At 61.2% G+C, this 1825-nt stretch carries 1 protein-coding gene; it reads right to left on the minus strand.

The annotated features are described in order from the left end of the window. Window positions 1–1825, minus strand: a 1825-nt coding sequence (locus tag QRN50_RS19570) for a condensation domain-containing protein (RefSeq protein ID WP_285427589.1), incomplete at both ends; no start/stop codon positions are given.

The following is a 1825-nucleotide window of genomic DNA, read 5'->3' on the forward strand; positions in this document are numbered from 1 at the left end:
GGACCTGTGCTTCGAACAGGTGCTGAATGCACAGGTCCGTCGGGTAGTCCTGGCGCGTCTGGTTGAAGGTCTCCAGCAGCAGGTTGCGCTCGGCGGCAGGCAGCACATCCAGCTGCGTAACGGCCATCTGCGGTGTGTGCGCCAGCGCGTCGGTCAGTTGCTCCAGCGCGCACTGCATCATGGCGCACAGGCGTTGCGGATTTGCGGGCTGCATGCTGTGTATTATCAGGTCGAGCTCACTGCCGTAATCGTTGACCGACAAGCACAGCGGATAGTTGGTCCGCTCGGTGCCGTCGAGCAGGCGCATGCCCGGCCATTGCAACCGGCTGTCCTCGCCCTGGTGCCGGTAATTGAGCAGGCTGGAGAACAACGGCACCCCTGTGGCCACGCTACTGCAACGTTGGGCCAGGGCCAGTGACGCCTGCTCGTGGCTCAGTAATTCGCTGAGATCACGGTGTGTGGCCATGACCAGTTCCTGGGCGCCTTGTGTGGTCAGTTGCACGCGGACCGGCAGGGTGTTCATGAACATGCCCATGGCCCGCTCGGCGCCGGCCGTACCTTGCAGGCGGCCGGTGACCACGGTGCCGAACACCACGTCATCGCGACCGGTACAACGGGCCATCACCTGGGCCCAGGCGACATGGAACAGAACCGCCGGGGACATGCCGCGCTCCCGGGCCTGAGTCCGAATACGTATGCAAAGGTCACTGTTCAATGCCAGTTTGGCCTCTTCGACGTCATTGCCGTCGCCCTGAACTTCCAGCAGTTCGAAAGGAGCGGTGGGTGAATCAACATCAGCCAGGCGGCGTGTGAAGTAAGCTTCGTGGGCACTTGAAGGGCTGGCGAGGGTCTGTGCGACAAAATCCCGGTAAGGCTGCGGTGGCAGCAGGTCTGCGCTCTGGCCTCGCATCAACAGGCGAATTTCTTCGAGTATGAGTTCTACGGTGACGTGGTCGCTGATCATGTGATGATCAATCAGCGCCAGTAGCCAACGTTCCGAGTTTGGGTCGCGAGCAATGTAGGCCAGCAGCAGCGGGGCCTGTCGCAGATCCAGGCGCAGACGACCTGGATCACTTAGCCGGTCCAGCTGACTGAGTGCGTCTTCCTCCGGCGTCAGGGTGAGGGTATGGACAGGCAATTGCGCCTGGCGGTGCACCACTTGCACCGCTTGCGGCAGGCCGATCCAATGCACCGAGCTGCGCAGGATGTCATGGCGGTCGATAACCGTTTGCAGGCCCTCAAGAAAGGCGTCAAGGCGCGCACGGCTGTCGAACTCGATCATCGAGCGCATCAGGTAGGCGTCGCGCTCACGATTCAGCAGGTAATGGAACAGGATGCCGTCCTGAAGCGGTGCCAGCGGGTAGATGTCCTGGATATTGGCGGCTCCGCCGGCAACGGCGGAGGTGATCAATTCAATCTGAGCGACGCTCAGTTCCACCAGCGGCAACATGTCTGGCGTCAATTGCGTGCAATGGGCTGGAATGCGGTTGGCGGGTACCTGGAACAGAACGTGTTTGTCCTGACTGATAGCCAAGGCCATTTCACGCACGGTAGGCGCAGTGAATACAGTCTTTACGTTGAGATTCAGGCCCTGCTTGCGCAGACGCTCGATCAGAGAGACGGCCAGCAGTGAGTGGCCACCGAGCTCGAAAAAATGGTCGTGACGCCCGACCTGCTCAATGCCCAGCAGGTCTTGCCAGATAGCCACGATCTGCGTTTCGGTTTCGCCTTGTGGGGCTTCATAGCCACGGCTGATCAGCGCATCAGCATCCGGAGCCGGCAAGGCCTTGCGGTCGAGCTTGCGGTTCGGCGTCAACGGCAGTTC

It is taken from the genome of Pseudomonas sp. MEJ108, assembly GCF_030208985.1.
Classification (GTDB): domain Bacteria; phylum Pseudomonadota; class Gammaproteobacteria; order Pseudomonadales; family Pseudomonadaceae; genus Aquipseudomonas; species Aquipseudomonas fragariae.